At 68.9% G+C, this 18,614-nt stretch carries 15 protein-coding genes; 5 read left to right on the top strand and 10 right to left on the bottom strand.

The features are described from left to right. Nucleotides 1-581 precede the first annotated feature (581 nt). Together WDJ58_RS17335 and WDJ58_RS17330 are read right to left on the bottom strand one after the other, a co-directional pair. Entirely contained in the window at nucleotides 582-1,715 is a 1,134-nt protein-coding gene (locus WDJ58_RS17335) for an acyl-CoA dehydrogenase family protein (protein WP_338914553.1), read from the bottom strand. A 64-nt stretch (nucleotides 1,716-1,779) separates the two neighbouring features. Further along, entirely contained in the window at nucleotides 1,780-2,910 is a 1,131-nt protein-coding gene (locus WDJ58_RS17330) for an acyl-CoA dehydrogenase family protein (RefSeq protein ID WP_338914552.1), read from the bottom strand. A gap of 118 nt (nucleotides 2,911-3,028) precedes the next feature. On the opposite strand from WDJ58_RS17330, the gene WDJ58_RS17325 reads away from it, so the two are divergent. Further along, nucleotides 3,029-3,808, top strand: a complete 780-nt coding sequence (locus WDJ58_RS17325; protein WP_338914551.1) for an enoyl-CoA hydratase/isomerase family protein — start codon at nucleotides 3,029-3,031, stop codon at nucleotides 3,806-3,808. 102 nt (nucleotides 3,809-3,910) lie between these two features. Beyond that, nucleotides 3,911-5,989 (top strand): acetate--CoA ligase family protein, encoded by a 2,079-nt coding sequence (locus WDJ58_RS17320; protein WP_338914550.1) that lies wholly within the window; start codon nucleotides 3,911-3,913, stop codon nucleotides 5,987-5,989. Nucleotides 5,990-6,001: 12 nt separating this feature from the next. On the opposite strand, the gene WDJ58_RS17315 is transcribed toward WDJ58_RS17320, so the two are convergent. The 4 genes from WDJ58_RS17315 to WDJ58_RS17300 form a co-directional block, all read right to left on the bottom strand. Next, nucleotides 6,002-6,994 (bottom strand): aldo/keto reductase, encoded by a 993-nt coding sequence (locus WDJ58_RS17315; RefSeq protein WP_338914549.1) that lies wholly within the window; start codon nucleotides 6,992-6,994, stop codon nucleotides 6,002-6,004. A gap of 452 nt (nucleotides 6,995-7,446) precedes the next feature. Then, entirely contained in the window at nucleotides 7,447-8,607 is a 1,161-nt protein-coding gene (locus WDJ58_RS17310) for a thiolase family protein (RefSeq protein ID WP_338914548.1), read from the bottom strand. Then, nucleotides 8,600-9,109, bottom strand: a complete 510-nt coding sequence (locus WDJ58_RS17305) for a Zn-ribbon domain-containing OB-fold protein (protein WP_338914547.1) — start codon at nucleotides 9,107-9,109, stop codon at nucleotides 8,600-8,602. The genes WDJ58_RS17310 and WDJ58_RS17305 overlap by 8 nt, the downstream gene beginning before the upstream one ends. Then, on the bottom strand, nucleotides 9,110-10,090 hold the full coding sequence (locus WDJ58_RS17300) for a hypothetical protein (protein WP_338914546.1): 981 nt from the start codon (nucleotides 10,088-10,090) through the stop codon (nucleotides 9,110-9,112). 387 nt (nucleotides 10,091-10,477) lie between these two features. Here WDJ58_RS17300 and WDJ58_RS17295 point away from each other — a divergent pair, with 387 nt between their 5' ends. Beyond that, nucleotides 10,478-11,668, top strand: coding sequence for an acyl-CoA dehydrogenase family protein (locus WDJ58_RS17295; protein ID WP_338914544.1), 1,191 nt, complete (start codon nucleotides 10,478-10,480; stop codon nucleotides 11,666-11,668). Nucleotides 11,669-11,794: 126 nt separating this feature from the next. Here the strand turns inward: WDJ58_RS17295 and WDJ58_RS17290 are convergent, their stop codons facing one another. Next, the gene (locus WDJ58_RS17290) at nucleotides 11,795-13,378 is read right to left on the bottom strand and encodes a class I adenylate-forming enzyme family protein (RefSeq protein ID WP_338914543.1); all 1,584 of its coding nucleotides are present in this window, start codon (nucleotides 13,376-13,378) and stop codon (nucleotides 11,795-11,797) included. Nucleotides 13,379-13,466: 88 nt separating this feature from the next. Between WDJ58_RS17290 and WDJ58_RS17285 the strand changes: the two genes are divergently transcribed. Continuing rightward, a complete protein-coding gene (locus tag WDJ58_RS17285; RefSeq protein ID WP_338914542.1) occupies nucleotides 13,467-14,474 on the top strand; it encodes an MBL fold metallo-hydrolase in 1,008 nt (335 codons plus the stop codon). 7 nt (nucleotides 14,475-14,481) lie between these two features. Here WDJ58_RS17285 and WDJ58_RS17280 read toward each other — a convergent pair whose 3' ends face one another. Together WDJ58_RS17280 and WDJ58_RS17275 are read right to left on the bottom strand one after the other, a co-directional pair. Continuing rightward, a complete protein-coding gene (locus WDJ58_RS17280; RefSeq protein ID WP_338914541.1) occupies nucleotides 14,482-15,471 on the bottom strand; it encodes a TIGR03617 family F420-dependent LLM class oxidoreductase in 990 nt (329 codons plus the stop codon). Between the two features lie 174 nt (nucleotides 15,472-15,645). Then, nucleotides 15,646-16,593, bottom strand: coding sequence for a D-2-hydroxyacid dehydrogenase (locus WDJ58_RS17275; protein ID WP_338914540.1), 948 nt, complete (start codon nucleotides 16,591-16,593; stop codon nucleotides 15,646-15,648). A gap of 134 nt (nucleotides 16,594-16,727) precedes the next feature. Here WDJ58_RS17275 and WDJ58_RS17270 point away from each other — a divergent pair, with 134 nt between their 5' ends. Further along, a complete protein-coding gene (locus WDJ58_RS17270; RefSeq protein WP_338914539.1) occupies nucleotides 16,728-16,916 on the top strand; it encodes a hypothetical protein in 189 nt (62 codons plus the stop codon). A 66-nt stretch (nucleotides 16,917-16,982) separates the two neighbouring features. On the opposite strand, the gene WDJ58_RS17265 is transcribed toward WDJ58_RS17270, so the two are convergent. Further along, on the bottom strand, nucleotides 16,983-18,581 hold the full coding sequence (locus tag WDJ58_RS17265; RefSeq protein WP_338914538.1) for a class I adenylate-forming enzyme family protein: 1,599 nt from the start codon (nucleotides 18,579-18,581) through the stop codon (nucleotides 16,983-16,985). Nucleotides 18,582-18,614: the final 33 nt, after the last annotated feature.

Raw genomic sequence — 18,614 nt, 5'->3', positions numbered from 1 at the left:
TCCACACGGTGGGGTGCCACTTTACGTTTGTCATCAACAAACATACTCCCCGACCGGACCGCCGCAGCGGCATCCGGACGGCACAGGGTGTTCGGCGATGACAAACGGACGCGTTTACACAAATACGGATGTAAAGTAACGGCGATAGACCGTGTGGCGTGCGGCGGGTTCTGAGCGGATCGACCCGGAGGTTTCCGGTGGCTCCGGAGCGATTCCCTGCGCCAGCCGCCTCCCACGAGTCACGATCTGACGACCGATCACGGGCTTCGCGGCGTCCCGACCGACGCGCTGGAATGGGGGGATTCTCACCTGTCGTGTGGGTGAGCGATCAGGAGAGATTTCCGCAGGCGACGTATCAACAGCGTTAGATCCAAGCAACGTCTGCCACTAACAGACGATATGGGTGCGTGTTCGGGACTTCGGGGACCGGTGGCGCATCGGGAGCCCGGCACCCGGGGCGGTCGAGGCCGAACGGTTCGGTCAGTGATAACCTCCGATCGGGACCGGACGACGTCCCGGAAGCGCCTTCGAGGCTCTCCTGTCGGTGTCCGCTCTCGCCGGTTCACCGTGTACGTGCGAGATCACTCGACCTCGGGGTAACCGTGCTTGAACAGGGCCTTCGCGACGTTGTTCCGGTGGATATCCGGGGTGCCGCCGGCGATGAGGTAGCCACGGAGACGGCGGTAGGCGTAGGACTCGGGCGTGTCGCCGACGAAGCCGTTGGCGGCCTTGATCTGGAGCGCGCTATCGACGACCTCGTGGAGCTTCTCGCCCGCGTGGACCTTCGTCATACAGGAGAGCGCCCGTCCCGGAAGCTCGTCGCCCGAGAGCGCGCGGTAGATGAGCCACCGCGAGGTCTCGAGGTTTATGGCCATATCCGTGAGTCGGTGGCTTACCGCCTGGTAGTCGGCGATGGGCTGGCCGCCCTGCTCGCGGTGCTGGGCGTACTCCAGCGCGTCCTCGAAGAGCCACTTCGCGATGACCCAGTTGCCCGCCATCCCCATCACGCGGTTCACGTTGTAGGTGCGTATCTGCTCCTTGAACGACTCGGGACCGGTCACCAGCGACCGGCTCTTGTCGACCCGGCAGTCGTCGAGGTAGATGCTGTACTGGGGTTCGTCGTACATGTTGTAGTCGGGGTCGCCGATCTCGAGGCCCGGGTTGTCGCCGTCGACGAGTACCGAGCCGATGTTCCCGTCCGGCAGCCGGACGTAGGTGACGAACGCGGCGGACTTGCCCGCCCGGGAGACCCACGCCTTCTGCCCGTTCACTATCCAGGCGTCCCCGTCGTCCTCCGCGGTGGTGGTCATGTCGGTGACCGCGCTCCCGGCTCCCGGCTCGGACATCGCGATGGCGACGTAGGTGTTCTCGCCGGCGCACACCGGTTCGAGGTACTTCTTTGCATACTGCTCCTCGGCGAACTTCGCGACGATCTGCATGTTCCCCGTGTTCGAGGTGACGAGCAACAGCGCGGTGTCGGGACAGACCTCGCCGACCCCCTCCATGGCCATCAGCGCGTCGAAGAAACCCATCCCGCCGCCGCCGTACTCCTCGGGGAGGGTCATCCCGAGGAAGCCGTGCTCGGCGAGCACCTTCGCGTTCTCCGCGGGGTACTCCTCGTGCCAGGTGAAGGCGTCCTCGGCGAACTCCCGTTCGGCGAGTTCCCGCGCCGCCCGGCGTATCTGTCGGTGCTCGTCCGTCAGGGTGAGATCCATGTCTCCCTCTGCTCTCCGCCCGTGTTAACTCTGTCTCCGCACCCCGGAAGCCGGGAACAACGAATCAGACCAGCGAGGGCAGCCCCCCGTCCTTCAGCACGCGTGCGATGGTGTTCTTCTGGATCTCGTCGGTGCCCGCGGCGATGCGCCGCGACCGGGCGAACCGGTAGAAGTACTCGATCGGGTGCCCCCGCTGGTAGCCGTTCGCGCCGTGGATCTGGAGCGCCTCGCTCGCCACCTCCTCCAGCACCTCGCCCGACCAGAGGTTCGCGATGTGCGTACTGAGCCGGTCCGGGACTCCACCGGCTCGCTCGGCGGCGCTCGCCGCCGCGAGGGTCTGGTTGCGCGAGGTCTGGACCTGCTTCGCCATGTCCGCGAGCTTCCACTCGATCCCCTGGAACTCGCCGATGGGCTGGCCGAACTGCTCGCGGTCCCCGGCGTACTCGAGTGCCATATCGAAGACGCACGCCGCGGTCCCGTTCGAGAGGGCGGCGTTGCCCAGTCGCTCCCAGTTCAGCGCCTTCAACTGCTCCTTGAACGCGTCCGACCCCCGCGTGAGGACGTTCCTCTCGGGGACGACCACGTCGTTCATGAAGAACTGGGTCTGGGTGTGGCCGAACATGTTGGTGAAGTGCTGGCCGATCTCGACGCCCGGCGCGTCCAGGTCGAGCACCAGGGTCCCGAGCCCCTCGGGGAACTTCACCCAGACGACCGCCGCGCTCGCCTCGTCGACGCCGCTGACCCAGATCTTCTCGCCATTCAGAACGAGCTCGCCGTCCCGCTCCTCGACGCGGGTCCGCATCGAGGGGACGTCGCTGCCGGCCTCGGGCTCGGAGATGGCGATGGCGACGTGGTCCTCGCCGGCACACACGGGCGGGAGGTAGCGCTCCTTGACCGCCTCGGAACCGAACATCGCGACGGCCCGTGGCGCGCCCATGTCCGGGAGCGCGTAGGCCGTGTCCGGACAGACGCGCCCGACGGTCTCCTGGAGGAGGATCGCGTCGAACTCGCTCATCCCGCCGCCGCCGTACTCCTCGGGGAGGCTGACCCCCAGGTAGCCCCGGTCGGCCAGCAGTTCGAGGTTCGGCCAGGGCTTCGCGCCCTGCCAGGTCCCGGCCCGCTCGGCGAACTCGCTCTCGGCGATCTCCCCCACCGACTCGACGAGCATCCGCCGCTCCGCGTTCAGTGTGAGCATGGCTCTCTATCGCTCACTCCGGACTCTGTGGCATAAACCTGCTGGGCGGAAGGACGACGCTCGCCGCCGTGGGGTCGCGGGGGAAGGTTTATTCGAGGCGGCTACAACGCGGACCCCGATGGAGTTCAGTAGTTTGGAGTACACCGTCACGGAGGGCCGTGCCGAGGTCGTCCTCGACCGGCCGGAGGTACTCAACGCCTTCGACTCGGCGATGATCGACGAACTCAACGACGCCCTCGAGAGCGCACACGACGACGACGAGGTGTACGTGATCCTCCTCACCGGTGCGGGCAGGGGGTTCTGCAGCGGTGCGGACGTGAGCAGCATGGGTGGCGAGCGCGACCGGACGGACTCGACCGTCCGCCTGTTCAAGGTCCAGAACGTCGTCCGGAAGCTCCTCCACGGCGAGAAACCCGTCGTGGGAGCGATCAACGGCCCGGCGCTCGGCGCGGGCTGTGACTTCGCGCTCGCGTGTGACCTCCGCGTCATCGGAACCGAGGCGTACCTCCGCGAGCAGTTCGTCAACATCGGGCTCGTCCCCGGCGACGGTGGGGCCTGGCTCCTCCCGCGCCTGGTCGGGGAGGCGAAGGCCAAGGAACTGGTGATGACGGGGCGGGACGTCGGGCCGGAGGAGGCGGTCGACCTCGGGCTGGCGGTGGAGGCCGTCCCTACCGACGAGGTTCTCGACAGGGGCCGCGAGCTGGCGAACACGCTCCGGGACAAGCCGGCGGTAGCGATGCGCGAGACGAAGGCGCTGTTCGACAGCACGGCCACCTACGACGACTACGCCCAGGCCGCCATCGAGGGCCAGCGGGCCGCGAGGGACGACCCCGAACACACGGAGGCGGTGTCGGCGCTCCGAGAGGGCCGCGATCCCGACTTCGACCGGCCGTACTGAGCGCCTCGGCTCCGGCCGACACACCGACTTCGTGGAGATATCCCGATCCGGTAGCCCCCCTCGGGGTAACGGATATAGGGGGTCGGCCTGAACCCGCGGGCCATGCAGACGCTGTTCTCCCCGTCGTCCATCGCGGTCGTCGGTGCCTCCGCCGATCCCGAGCGCGTCTCGGGCCTGCCGATCAAGTACCTCCAGGACCACGGCTACGGGGGCGAACTGTTCCCCGTGAACCCGAACCACGACCGGGTGGCCGGGCTCCGGTGCTACCCGGACGTCGACTCGCTCCCGGAGACGCCGGACCTCGTACTCGTGATCGTCCCCGCCGGAGCCGTGGTCGAGGTCGTCGAGGCGAGCCTCGAACGAGGGTCCGAAAACGTCCTGATCGTGAGTTCGGGGTTCTCCGAGACGGGCACCGGGGAGGGGGAGCGGGCCGAGCGGCGGATCGCGGACCTGGCGGCCGAGCACGACGCGACCGTCGTCGGGCCAAATAGTCAAGGAGTCATCGAGTTCCACGACCGCGTGGCGGCGAGTTTCACGCCGGCCCTGCGGCGCGAGTCGCTCCTGGCGGGCGAGGTGAGCTTCGTCACGCAGTCGGGGGCGTTCGGCGGCGCGCTCACCACGATGCTCCAGGACGAGGGTGTGGGCCTGAGCAAGTGGATCGCCACGGGTAACGAGGCGGCTACGGGCGCGCTCGACGTCCTCTCCTTTCTCGCCGGCGACGACCGGACGGGCGTCGTCGCGGGCTACGTCGAGGGGTTCGACGACGGGCGAAAGCTCGTCGAACTCAAGCGGACCGACGCGGGTATCGACCTCCCCGTGGTGCTGCTGAAGGTCGGCCGCTCGGAGCGCGGGCGCTCGGCCGCCGCCTCCCACACCGGGACGGTCGCCAGCGCTCACGAGGTCTACGAGGCCGTCTTCCGCGAGACGGGCGTGATGTCCGTCGACGACGTCGACCTGTTCGTCGACCTGACGCGGGCGGTCTCGCTGCTCGACGCGCTCCCCGGCGATCGTCTGGGAGTCGTCACGACCTCGGGGGGTGCGGGCGTCCACATCGCCGACGTCGCCGACGAGGAGGGGCTCTCGCTCCCGTCGCTCGGGGAGGGGACGAGCGACCGCATCCGGGAGTTCATCCCCGAGTTCGGCTCCGCGCTCAACCCCGTCGATCTCACCGGGCAGGTGGTCAACTCGAAGGAGGCGTTCAGCGAGTGCCTGCGGGCGCTGTTCGAGGACGACGGGATCGGTACGATCGTCCTCCAGATCACGAACGCGAGCGGGGAGTCGGCCGAGGAGTACGCCGAACGGGTCGTCGAGGTCGCGTCCGGGTACGAGAAGCCGCTACTGCTGTGCTGGACCGGCGGCGTGGAGAAGGAGTCGGCACTCGGCCGCTATCGGGACGCCGGCGTCCCCGTCTTCGAGAACCCCGCACGCTGCGTCCGGGCCGTCGCGTCGCTCGCCCGGTTCGCCGAGTCGAAGCCCCGGCTCCGGGCGGCGAAGGACCTCCCGGCGAGGACGCCCGACTTCGATCCCGACTCCGGGGACGCGCGCTCCGTGCTCGCCGAGACCGACGCGAAGGCGCTCCTCGCCGAGTTCGGCGTCGACGTCCCCGAGGAGGTCCTGGTGACGGACCCGGACGAGACCGGGGAGGCAGTCGAACGGGTCGGGTTCCCGGCGGTGGCGAAGCTCGTCGCGCCCGACCTCCCGCACCGCGACAGGGTCGGCGGCGTCCGTCTCGGGATCGAGGATCGCGGGGCCCTCGACGCGGCCTGCCGGGAGCTGTTCGACCTCGCGCGGGACCTCGGCGTCGACCCCCAGGGCGTGAGCGTCCAGGAGCAGGTCGAAGGGGCCGGCGAACTCGCCATGGGGATCCTCGTCGATCCCGACTTCGGTCCCGTGTGTATGCTCGGTCGCGGCGGGGTCGACATCGAGGAGACCGGGGACGTGACCTTTCGGACTATCCCGGTCGCGCCCGAGCAGGCGAACTCGATGCTCGACGAGTTCGACCTCCCGATAGAGCTCGACGCCATCCAGCACGAGGCGGTCGTCGAGGCCGTCGTCTCGCTCTCCGAGCTCTACCTGGAGAACCCCTGGATACGGGAGGGCGACGTCAACCCGCTCCTCGTTACGCCGGACGGGGTGACGGCGGTCGACGGCCTGTTCGTCGGCCCCGACGGGGCCGAGTAGGCCACCGCTAGCTCATTCGTGGCCATTGACTGGGACCGGCCCGTAGGGTTCTTCGAGGTAGTCCTGGTCGCTCTGGGAGAGGTCGATCTCGAGGGCTTCGACGGCGTCCTCGAGGTGTTCGACGCTGGTGGTTCCGACGATGGGGGCGTCGACGGCGTCCTGGTGGAGCAGCCACGCGAGGGCGATCTGGGCCATCGAGACGCCCTTCTCCGCGGCGAGTTCCGCGACCCGCGCGTTGATCTCGTCGCCCCCGTTCGCCCGGTAGGTCGCGACCCGCTCGGACATGTCGTCGTCCCCGTCCATGTACTCGCCGCGGGTCGTCGCGTCGGCCGATTCGTGTGGACGGGTGAGGAACCCTCGTGCGAGCGGTGACCAGGGGATCGAACCGATCCCCTCTCGCTCACAGAGCGGGAGCATTTCGCGTTCCTCCTCGCGGTAGACGAGGTTGTAGTGGTTCTGCATGGTGACGAAGCGGTCGAGGCCCAGGGTGTCGCTGGTGTGGAGCGCCTCGGCGAACTGGTGGGCCCACATCGAGGACCCACCCAGGTAGCGGACCTGCCCCCGCCGGACCGCGTCGTCGAGCACGCGGAGCGTCTCCTCTACTGGCGTGTCGTCGTCCCACCGGTGGATCTGATAGAGGTCGATCGTGTCCATCCGAAGGCGCTCCAGCGAGTTCGTCAGCTCCTGCTCGACGGCCTTTCGGGAGAGCCCCTGGGCGTTGGGGTTGTCGGGATCCATCTGGTTGAAGACCTTGGTGGCGACGACCTGTTCGTCCCTGCTGTACTCCGCGAGGACGTTCCCGAGGACGCGCTCGGATTCGCCCTGCGAGTAGACGTTGGCGGTGTCGAAGAAGTTGATCCCGAGGTCGATCGCCCGCTCGATGATCTCCCGGCTCTCCGCTTCGTCGAGAACCCACTCGCGCCAGTCGCTCGACCCGAACGACATGCACCCGAGACAGATCCGCGAGACGCTCATTCCCGTGCTACCGAGTGTCGTGTACTCCATGGGTCGAACACAGGATACCGCGACATAAGCGTACGGTCGGTCCACCCTGGAGGCGGGTCATCCCGCCGCCCGCCGTGTCGGTAGATCGAGAGCGCCCGTCCACTCTACTGGCTTCCTTCACGAGTGACTTTTCCCATACTGATTCGAGTGACCGTCACAAGAACTCGATTTATCGAACGAGTAATAAAGTTCTCATTCGGACATTGATTCTCCTTTCACCTGTCTTAAATGGTCTTTCAGTAGGTATGGCGGTATAAGACACTGGTAAACGCGCGAAAAAATCAGTTTATGAAATTTGTCGTTTTCATCTATTCGGTCAGGTATGGCTCTCGTCAGTTCGACGAGCCACGAGGAGCGTGAGCCCGATGCTCGGTGGAGCCGTCCTCGTCGATTTCGCTCCCGTGTCGACGGCGGGGATTCGAGCCCGGGCGGAAGGGCGGATCCGGGACCCGCTACACCCGTTCGAAGAGGTTCACGCAACTGACCGCGCCGGTCGCGTTGCGCCCGATGCCGATGTTGTGCTGGAGGCCGATCTCCGGGTCGTCGACCTGGACGTCGCCGGCCTCGCCGCGTAGCTGCTCGTAGATCTCGGCGACCTGCGCGACGCCCGTCGCGCCGATCGGGTGGCCCTTCGAGAGGAGGCCGCCGGACGGATTTACGGGCTGGTCGCCGTCGAGGTGTGGGTGGCCCTCGTCGATGAACTGCCCGCCCTCGCCGTCGCCACAGAACCCGAGGTCCTCGTAGGTGATGAGCTCCGTGATGGAGAAGCAGTCGTGGACCTCCGCGACGTCGACGTCGGCGGGACCGATGCCGGCCCGCTCGTAGGCCTGGCTGGACGCCTGCCGGGTGGCCGGGAAGTTCGTCAGCGCGAGGTCCGAGCCGCGCTGGTAGGAGTCCGCGGAGAGCCCCCAGCCGACGTGCCGGACCGGGTCGTCAGTGAAGTCGTAGGCGCGGTCCTCGCTCGCGATCAGCACCGCACACGCGCCGTCCGTGACCGGACAGCAGTCGTAGAGGTTCAGCGGATAGCTCACCGTCGGGGAGTTCTCGACGTCCTCGACCGAGCACTCGAACTGCTGGTGGGCGTAGGGGTACTTCGTCCCGTTCTCGTGGTTCTTCACGGAGACCTCGGCGATCTGCCGGCGCTCGGTGTCGTAGGTCTCCATGTGTCGGGTCGCGCGCATCCCGAAGAACGCGGGCATCGTCACGCCGCGGCCGCGCCAGAGCTGTTCGAGGGCGGCGGACTGGATGAGTCCCCCGGTGTCGTCGAGCATCTTCTCCGCGCCGACGACGAGCGCGACGTCGGCCTCGCCCGCTCGAACGGCGAGCGAGGCGTTGCGGAACGCGTCGCTCCCGGTCGCACACGCGTTCTCGACGCGCGTGATGGGCTTCTCGAACAGCCCCGTCGCGTGTGCCAGGGAGGCCCCCGAGGAGCCCTCGTCCGCGATGTCGATGGTGCCGTACCACGCCGCGTCGATGTCCTTCGTCGGGTCGATACCCTCGTCGACGTCCTCCAGCAGGTCGAGGTACGCCGCCTCGAGCATCTGGTCGAACGACTGGTCGTAGAGTTCGCCGAACGGGATGATCCCCCGTCCGACGACGTAGGCGTCACGCATCGGCCTCACCTCCGTCCGATTCGACACCTGCGTCCGGGTCGTCGCTCGCCTCCGCGTCCGCGTCGGTTCCGCCGTCCGACGCCGCGCCCTTCGAGCGCCGCGGCACGCTGAACTTGAACGAGTTGACCGGGCGCTCGCCGTCCGAGAACATCTCCCGGAACCGGGCGACGACCTCGGTCCCGACCTCTAACTCCTCGAGATCCGTCTCGGTGAGGAGTCCGTACACCCTCGCCGGCTCGCCCTCGCCGTCGGCCTGCGGGACGTCGACGATGGCCACCGGCTGGGGGGTCTCGATGTCGTCCGGCAGGTACTGCTGGACGACGAACGTCTCTACGGTCCCCCGTTCGGCGAGCTGTACGTCCGCGAACTCGGCGGGTGCCGCGCCACACTGCTTGCAGGTGCGCTTCTCCTCGGGGAAGGAGACCCACCCGCAGTCCTGGCACTCGAACCCGACGAGCCGCTGGTCCTGTCGCTTGCTCCGCTGGTATCGTGGTCCACTCATCTATGTTCCCTCGTACTCCACCCGCTCGCGGTACTCCAGGTGCTTCGCGTAGGAGACGTACTCCTTCGCGTCGAGCAGTTCCTCGACGGTCGCCCCCTCGCTCCGGTCGGTCCCGGGGCCGGTCGCGAGCGAGACGGCGTCGGCCCCGCCCGAGCCGTAGACGACCAGCAGGAGTGACTCGTCCGGGCTCCCGCCTTCGAGTGCGTGGACGAGATCCAGCAATGGACTCGCGGTCCCGGCGTGACCGACGTCGCCGAACGTCGAGACGTTCTCGGCGTCGACGGTGCCCAGCGCCGCGCTCGCCATCCGGCCGTCCGGTGCGCCCGCGACCGCCCGGTCGGGGTCGCCGCCGGCGCGCTCGACGGCCGCCTCGGCGGCCGGGGCGACGCCGTGCCGACGTTCGAACCGTTCGTCGCCGGACACGGCGACCGCGCCGTGCTCGCGGTGTCGCTCGACGAACCCCGTCGTCTCCTGGCCGAGCCCCTCGACGGTCGCCACCGCGTCGTCGGCATCGGGCCCGAGCACGAGCGCGGCCGCCCCCGCTCCGGCGTCGGGCGTCCCGCCGTCGTCGGCGCTGGCCGGCATTACATCCACTGCGACGAGCAGGGCGGTCCCGTCCGTCGCCTCGACGAATCGGTGTGCCGCGAAGAGGGCGTCCGTGCTCGCCCGGAGCGTCCCGCCGAAGTCACCGGTTCGAAGGTCACCCTCCGCGCCGAGGCGGTAGGCGACGTGCGCGGCGATGCCGTGCTCGGCGAACGGATCGGTGACGCTCGCGGCGAACACCGCGCCGAGGTCCTCGCCGTCGATGCTCGCGCGGGCGAGCGCCGTCTCGGCGGCTTCGGCGGCCATCGTGACGTGGTTCTCGTCGCGCGCCGGGACGGCGCTCTCGCCGCTCGCCCGCCCGTCGTGCAGGTCGGCGACGTCGGTCCGGTCCACCCGGTAGAGCGGGACGTAGCCCCCGTGGCCGGTTACGGCGACCATCGTCCACCTCCGTCCGGGTCCACATCTGTGCGAACTCCTCGCATGACACCCGCAACTCCGCCCCCACGCCAAAGTAGGTGTCGGTGCGGACCACGTACGGTGGATGGGTTCCGGGCTCTCCACCGTCCGGCCTCGGCTGTCGTTCGCTTCCCGTCCATCGACTCCCGGCGGTCCCACTCGCCCCCCGGTACAGCCGGGCGACATCGAGGGGAGGAGCCTCCAGGAGCGCACGGGATCGCTCCGTAGTTGTGGGGTGGGGATCGCTGGACGTGAGAGTAACCCCCGTGGCGGCGTTCCCGACGACTGGCGGAGGGTCGGCCGTCCCGACGAGCCGGATACGAGGCCCGTCACCCCAACCCTTATGTGCGGACTTTGCCAGTACGTGACATGGACTTCAGCGAGCCGTCGGAAGCGACGCAGATAAAGCGGGCGCTCGACGACTTCATCGAGCAGGAGGTCGAACCCCTGGAGAGCGAGCACCCCGAGTTCCTCGGCGAGGACTACCAGCGCCACATCGTCGACGACGACCACTACCAGGTCCCCGAGTACCGGGACGTGGTCGAGACCGTTCGACAGCGATCCGTCGAGGCCGGTTTCTACGGGATGGACATGCCCGAGGAGGTCGGCGGCGGCGGCGTCGAACTGCTCACCTCGGCGATCGTCACCGAGCACCTCTCGAACCGGCCCCCGGGGTTCCACAGCGCCATCATGGGCGGGGCGGGTGGGCCGACGCCGATCCTCCTCGCCTGCACCGACGAACAGCGCGAGGAGTACCTCGACCCGCTGATGGACGGGGAGATCACGACCTGCTTCGCGCTCACGGAACCCGATCACGGAAGCGACCCCCACTACATGGACGCCACCGCCGAGAAGGACGGCGACGAGTGGGTGATAAATGGCGAGAAGTACTGGATCACCAACGGTCCCTACGCCGACTTCGCGATGACCTTCGCGCGGACCTCCGGCGAGAAGGGCGACTACGGGGGGATCACCTGCTTCCTCGTCGATTCGGACCAGTACGAGGTCGAGAAGGTCCACCGGACGATGGGGCTCACCCCCGGCGGGCAGGCGCAACTGAGATTCGACGACGTCCGGGTGGGCGAGGACAAGGTCCTGGGAGAGGTCGACGACGGCTTCGGGACGGCGATGAGCTGGATCGGCGGCGGCCGGATCAAGATCGCCGCCAGTGCGGTCGGCACCGCACAGCACCTGCTGGACATGGCCGTCGACTACGCCCGCGACCGCGAGACGTTCGGCAAGCCCATCGGCCACCGCCAGGGCGTCTCCTTCCAGATCGCCGACCTCGCCACCGAGATCGAGCAGGTCCGCTGGCTCTACCGATACGCCGCCTGGAAGATCCAGAACGACGAGCGCGCCCGCAAGGAGGAGTCGATGGCCAAACTTCGAGGAGCGGAACTCGCCAACGAGGCCGCCGACGTCGCCATGCAGGTCTACGGCGGCGCGGGATTCATGAAGGACACGCCCATCGAGCGGGAGTACCGCTCGGCCCGCGTGCTCCGCATCTTCGAGGGGACCGACGAGATACAGCGCCGCACCATCGCCCGCGAACTCATCTGATAGGGATCGTCGTAGCCAGTCGGCGGATTCGACCGTTCGACGTGGGTTACGGGGCCTGATCCTCGGCGGGAGATCTACGAACGACTACGATGATCCCTACGAGTCCCCGGTCCGTCGCCCGCTCGCTCAGTTCTCCGCTCCGTCGCTCTCCTTGCCCTCGGCCAGCTCGCGCAGGCGGCGCTTCTGGACCTTCCCCGAGCCCGTTCGCGGGAGTTCGGGGAGTACCAGCACCGTCCGCGGGTGCTTGTAGGGGGCGAGTTCGGCGAGGACGTACTCCTTCAGTGTCTCGGGGTCGGGCTCGTCCGCGCCGGCCGCGGGCGTGACCGCCGCCGCGACCGTCTCCCCGCGGCGCTCGTGGGGGAGCGCGAAGACGGTCGCCTCGCCCACGGAGGGATGGTCGTAGAGCACCTCCTCGACCTCCGCGGGGTAGACGTTGTACCCCGCCGTCAGTATCATCTCCTTCTCCCGACCGTGGACGTAGTAGTAGTTGTCCGCGTCGAGCGAGCCCCGGTCGCCGGTCCGGAAGTAGCCGTCGTCGGTGAACGCCTCGTCGGTGGCTTCCGGGTCGTCGTAGTATCCCTCCATCACCTGCGGGCCCCTGACGAGGATCTCGCCCTCCTCGCCCGGGGCGACCTGCTCGCCGTCCCGATCGACGACCTTCGAGTCGGTGTGACCGATGGGCTGACCGACGCTCCCGAGCTTGTCGCCGAGCGTCGAGGCCCGTACCGTATGTGTGGTGGCGGTCGTCTCGGTCAGCCCGTACCCCTCGTAGACCGGAACGTCGAGGATCTCCTCGAACCGCTCGTGAACCGTCCGCGAGAGCTTGTCACCCCCCTGGCCCGCCCGCCACAGCGAGTCGAGGTCGTACTCGCGAGGGTTAGCCTCGTACGCTTCGAGGAGGTCGGTGAACATCGCCGCGACGCCCGTGAAGGATGGGACGTCGTGCTCGTCCAGTTTCCGGAGGACGAGTCCGGGGTCCCACTCGTCCGGTCGGAGCATTCTGACCGTGCGGCCGGCAGAGAGCCCCGCGATCAGCCCGAGCAGTCCGGTGATGTGGTACATCGGCAGGACGATCAGCGAGTCGCCCTCGATCGGCCCGCCGGTGTACGCGACGACCGAGTTGACGATCTGCACCCGGAAGTTCCGGTGAGTGAGGAGGACACCCTTCGGGTTCCCCGTGGTCCCCGAGGTGTACGGCTGGAGGAGCACGTCCTCGTCGCCGCGTTCGACGAGGCGGTCGCCCCCGCCCGCCGCCAGTTCCTCGAGGGTCACGTGTTCGCTCTCGGGATCGGCGCTGATCACCTCGACTCCCTGCTCGCGCGCGACGGGGACGACGTGCTCCTCGCCGGGACCGTCCGTGACGAGCGCGACCGCGTCCGAGTGGTCGAGCTGGTAGGCGATCTCCCGCCGGCGGTACTGCGGGTTCAGCGGTGTGGCGACGACGCCCGCGTGGACGCAGGCGAGGAGCGCCTCGGCGAACGCCACTCCGTTTGGAAGGTAAAGACCGACCCGATCACCCGGCTCGGCGACGTCGGCGAGGCCGTCGGAGATGGCCCGGACCCGCTCGTCGAGTTCCGCGTACGTCCGGCCCCGGCCGTCGTGCTCGACCGCGAGTCGATCGGGGAACTCCCGGACGGCCCGGGCGACGAGGTTGGCGACGCTCCCGTCGTTGGGGGGACTCAGCAGCTCCTCAGCTCGGACGGGCTCCATGGCCCTACGCCAGTCGCGGCTCCCTTGAGCCTTGTCCACACGACCCCCGATGGCATCGTTTAAGTGAGACGACCGGATGGATGGGGGCATGGATCGAGGGGCGGAGTCGGAGCGAGAGGGGGAGGGAAGCGGTTCCCCGAGTTCGGTCGAGGTCCACCGGCTGGAGTTCGGCGTCGACTGGCCGCCCTGGCACGCCGCCGCGTTCCTCGTCGAGGCCGACGAGCCCCTCCTGGTGGACGCGGGCGTCCCCGGCGCGACGGGCGATGAGGAGCTCCGCGATGGGCTCGCCGCCCACGACCGAACCCCCGAGGAGGTCGCTCACGTCCTCCTCACACACCCCCACTCCGATCACATCGGCCAGGTGCCGACGCTCCGCGAGGCGGGGGCGGCCGTCCACACCGCACGGATGACACGCGAGCGGCTCTCCCGCGACCCCGAGGACCTGGCCGCGGGCGTCCGCGAGACGGGCGAGGGGGCCGGGCTACCTCCGGAGGAACTGGACGAGCACGTCGAGCGGGCGCTCTCCTCCCTGGAGCGCAACCGCCGACTCATGCCCCCCGATGAGATCGACCACGCCTTCACCTACGGCGAGTCGTTCGAGGCCGGCGGGCTGACGTTCGAGCCCGTCCACACCCCCGGTCACCAGGAGGGCCACGCCTGCTTCGAACTCGCGCTCCCGGAAGGGACGGCGCTGTTCTCCGGCGATGTCCTGGTCGAGCCGTTCCGGTCCGCGGCGCTCAACGTCGGCCTCGACCGCGGGGCCTACGACGCCATCGACGACTTCTACGCCGCCTACGACCGGCTCGACGCACGCGAGGCGGACTGGGTGTATCCCGGCCACGGCCACCCGTTCACGGTCTACAGGAAGGTGCTCGCGAACTCCCGCGAGGCGCTCGACGACCTCCTCGCGGACGTACGCGGGGCGGTCGCCGACGTGGGCCCGGCCTCGCCGCTGGACGTGACTCGCGCCCGCGTCGACCGTCTCGACCACCCCGCGCCGCTCCTGGACACGCTCGGCGCGCTCGGGACGCTCGACCGTCTCGGGGACGTCACCTTCGAGTGGGACGGCGGCGTCCGACGGTACCGGACGATCTGAGACGTACCTACTCCATGAACGCCTCGCCGTGTTCGAGCGGGAGCGCGATCCGGTCGGCGACGTCCCCGTAGACGTCGAGCGCTTCGGCGCGTAGCTCGGCGGGATCGGCCTCGAGGGCGAACGTCGCCACCATCTCGTCGCTCACCAGGTCGGTCATCTGATCCCAGGCCTGCTCCTTCGAGAGCTCGTGGAGTTCCTCGCCGACGGACTTCCAGTCGTGGTGCTCCAGGACGTCGTGGTAGGTCCGCGTCGAGCCGTAGAAGGCGATCCGCCGGCGGACCTCCTCGCGCTTCCGGTCGCGTTCCTCCTCCGTCTCGCCGGTGACGACGAACGGGCTGGCCGAGAGAGACACCACCTCTCGCGGTCGGTCGGCTCGCTCCGCACCTTCGGCGACCAGCGGGCCGATGACGTCCTCGGTGTAGGCGGGCGTGTTGAACGAGTGCATGTGGAGGCCATCACAGACCTCGCCGGCCAGCCGGACGTTGTACTCGTTGACCGCCGCGATGTATATCGGGACGTGGGGGTGGTCGATCGGCCCGGGGTCGAACGTCTCGGTCATCAGCGAGAACGAGTAGTGCTCCCCCTGGTAGTCGAGTTCCGCCGAGTCGCCCTGCCAGACGCTCCAGACGTGCCGGATCGACTCGACCACCTCCCTCAGTCGAGGGCCGGGCGACGTCCACTCGACGCTGAACCGGCGCTCGTTGTGGCCCTTGACCTGCGTCCCGAGCCCGAGGACGAACCGGCCGTTCGAGTAGCGCTGGAGCGCCCACCCCTGGTAGGCGAGCACCATCGGCGACCGGGTGAACGCGAGCGTAACCCTCGTCCCCAGGCTCACCGAGTCGGTGTGCTCGGCCACGAGCGGGAGCGAGAGCACCGCGTCCTGCTCCGTCTCCGAGGTGTAGACGGCGTCGAATCCGAGTTCCTCCGCTCGGGCGGCCGCCTCGGCCCCGCCGTCGGTCATCCCGGGAACGTGTGTGTCGATCCGCAGGTCGGACATGAGCGACCAACCGCGGGCCGTGGTATCAATCTACGGGGTCGCCCCAGGACGGACCCGATGCGGGTGGACGCGGCGACCGGGATCGTCGGTGCTCATACGGTCGTGCGTAGTCTTTTACCGGCGATGACCGACCCCGGCTGGGTGATCGCCGGTAAATCGTTACGCCCGACCGTATCAGAGGTGTCGGTTCGCCAGGTCCTTACCGGCGACGTAGCGGTGGTAGTTCTCGGTGAACTGGTCGGCGGCCCGCTCCCAGTAGTGGGGCGTCGTCCCCGCGACGTGGGGCGTGAGGAGGACGTTCTCGAACCCCCACAGCGGCGAGTCCTCGGGCAGCGGCTCCTCGGCGAACACGTCGAGGGCCGCACCCCCGAGCTCGCCCGAATCAAGCGCCTCGATCAGCGCCGCCTCGTCTACCACCTCCCCGCGGGCGATGTTGACGAGCACGCCATCGCCGAGCGCGTCGAGCGCCTCGGCGTCGATCATCCCGCTGGTCTCGTCGGTCAGCGGGCAGGCGAGCACCGCACAGTCCGCCCGTTCGAGGGCGTCGTGGAGCCGATCGGGGGTCACGCAGTCCGCGAGCGCGTCCGGGGCTCCGGAGGGATCGCGCTTCACGCCGATGGTCTCCGCGCCGATCGCGTCGCAGAGCTCCACGACCCGAGTACCGATGGCTCCGACCCCGACCACGGCGACCGTCCGATCGGCGAGCTCGGTCGCGCCGAAGCGGTCCCACTCGCGCCGGTGTTGCTGGGCGACCGCGCGATCGAACCTGCGTTCGAAGTGCAGCAGCGCACCGAGGACGTGTTCGCCGATCGGCTGGGCGTGGATACCCGAGCTGTTCGTGAGGATCAACCCGCGCTCGTCCAGGTCGTCGAGGTCGAAGTGATCGAGACCGGCCGTGAGCGAGTGGACCCAGCGAAGCGCCGTCGCCGAGTCGAGCAGATCGTCCGACAGCCGGTGGGTGACGACCACCTCGGTGTCCGGGGCGTGTTCGAGCGCCGTCTCCTCGTCGGTGGCGACCCGCAGATCCACGTCGTCGAGCCGGTCGCGTATCGCCTCCGCCATCGGTTCCGTTCCGCGTGCCATGACGAGGTGGGGGACGAGGACGGTGGGTCGGTCGGTCATGGCGGGCGGTCGTCCGACCGGGGGATAAACGTGCGGGAGTCCCTCGACGGCCCGCGGGCGCGGGACCGGTACCGCAACCCGGTTGCCGGACCGGCGACAAAACTTATGTCCGCGGTCGGCCGACCACTCGGGGCGTGAAGCCCGTCCACGTCCTCCTCGATCTACTGCTGATCGTCCTCCTCGTGGTGGCGGTCGGTCTCTTCGGGGTGTTCTGGTTCCCGCTGTTGCTCCTGATGGTCGTCGTCGTGCTCTCGCTGTGGCTGGTCCGGCGGTACTACCTCGACTACCTCGACGAACCCGGGGCGGATCGAACGGGGCCGTGACCGGCGGGCTCGATCGAGGGTCGCCGTCGGCGTCTCCGACCGGGTTCGGTGGCCGCCCCCGACCGCTCAGTCGTCCCCCTCCGCGGTCCCGCCCTCTTCGTGTGCCTCTTCGAGCTTGTACTTCTGTATCTTCCCGCTCGCAGTCCTCGGGAGCTCCTCGACGAACGTCACCCCGCGGGGGTGCTTGTACTCGGCGACGTTCGCGAGGCAGAACTCCCGGATGGCATCGGCGAGGTCGTCGCCCGGCTCGGCGTCGGGTCGTGGGACGACGTACGCGACGGGGATCTCGTTGCGCCGCTCGTCGGGGACGCCGATGACCGCGGCGTCGGCGACGGCCTCGTGCTCGCGGAGGAGCTCCTCCACCTCGCTCGGGTAGACGTTGTACCCCGCGGTGACGATCATGTGCTTCTTGCGGTCGACGATCTCGTAGTAGTTGTCCGCGTCCCGTCGGGCGACGTCGCCGGTCCGGAAGAACCCCCGCTCGGTGAACGCCGCCTCGGTGGCCTCGGGCATCCCGTGGTAGCCCGCCATCACCTGCGGGCCGCGGACGAGCAGTTCGCCCTCCTCGCCCACCGGGGCCTCCTCGCCGTCCTCGTCGACGACGCGGCACTCGGTGTGCCGGAGCGGCTGACCGATGGTACCGTGTCGGAGGCCGAACGTCGAGCCCCGCTGGGTGTGGGTCGCGCCGTTGGTCTCGGTGAGCCCGTACCCCTCGGACATCTCGACGCCGGCGACTTCCTCGAAGCGCTCCTGAACGGCCACGGACATTTTCGCGCCGCCCTCGCTCGCCCAGACCAGCGAGGAGAGGTCGTGGTCGCCGAACGAGTCGCTGTTGACCATGTCGACGTACATGGCCGTGACGCCGACGAAGCGGGTGATTCCCTCTTCCTCGATGGTCCGCATGGCGGCCTCGGCGTCCCAGTTCGCCGGGCTCCGCAGGTAGAGCGCGCCGCCGCGGACGAGCGGCTGCATGGCGACGTGAGTGAATCCGGTGATGTGGTAGAGCGGGAGGTACAGGAGGGACTTCACGTCCGTGTCGGCGAGGTCGTCGGTCCGGCTGGCGAGGTACGAGAGGAGCTGTGCGGAGAAGTTCCGGTGGGTGAGCCGGACGCCCTTGGGCTGGCCCGTGGTTCCGGAGGTGTAGGGCAGGAGCGCGACGTCGCCGGGATCGCACTCCGCGGTGTGGGGTTCGCCCCTGATCGCTTCGAATCCTACGTCACCGTCCCCGCGCTCGTCCTCGTCGCCGACGGAGACCACGAGCGGGTCGCGTCCGGTCTCTTCGAGGGTTTCGGTCACGACCCCCCGGAGGGCGGGGTGGGTGACGATCAGGTCCGCGTCGGTGTCCTCCAGCTGGTAGGTGAGCTCGCGGACCTTGTACTGGGGGTTGACCGGCGAGACGACCACACCGGCGCGGAACGCCCCGAGCGAGGCGACGAGGTACTGCGGGCAGTTCGGCAGGTAGAGCAGCATCCGGTCGCCGGGGCCGAACCCGCGGTCGCGCAACCCCCCCGAGAACGCCTCGCTCGCCGCCCGCAGTTCGGCGTGGGTCGTCTCGTGGCCCGACGCCTCGATGGCGAGCGCGTCGCCGTGGTGGCGCGCGGTCTCGTCGAACAGCTTCGCGACGTTGCCCGTCCTCGCCTCGTCGGCCACGTCCTCCAGATGCATGCCACGCGGTAACGAGAAACGGAAGTTAAGCGT

This window comes from Salinirubellus litoreus, from assembly GCF_037335815.1.
Classification (GTDB): Archaea; Halobacteriota; Halobacteria; order Halobacteriales; family Haloarculaceae; genus Salinirubellus; species Salinirubellus litoreus.
Note: the sequence above shows the minus strand (reverse complement) of the source record. Positions and strands in the feature narration are given on the sequence as shown.